The following is a 237-nucleotide window of genomic DNA, read 5'->3' as shown; positions in this document are numbered from 1 at the left end:
GCCCGCCGGCGCGGCACGCAGCACCCGACCGTTCATATCCAGGAACAACACGCGGACCTCGCCGCCGACCCGGCCTTCCGCGGCCAGCGGACCATCCAGAAACAGCCGTGCCTTGAGCGCATTGAGGCGGTCGATGTCGCGATCCGCCTCGGCGGCCTTCAACAGCCTCATCAACGCCTGCATCCCCGGCGCCAGCGCCGCTTCGGGCGCGCCCGCCACCGTAGGCGATATCAATAC

At 69.6% G+C, this 237-nt stretch carries 1 pseudogene; it reads right to left on the bottom strand.

The annotated features are described in order from the left end of the window. A pseudogene (locus tag SB764_RS44465) lies at positions 1-183 on the bottom strand (alpha/beta hydrolase); the annotation flags it as partial. Positions 184-237 lie beyond the last annotated feature (54 nt).

This window comes from Paraburkholderia sp. SIMBA_027 (assembly GCF_046535315.1).
GTDB classification, from domain to species: domain Bacteria; phylum Pseudomonadota; class Gammaproteobacteria; order Burkholderiales; family Burkholderiaceae; genus Paraburkholderia; species Paraburkholderia tropica.
The sequence above is the reverse complement of the archived record's forward strand: the minus strand, read 5'-3'. Positions and strand labels throughout refer to the sequence as shown.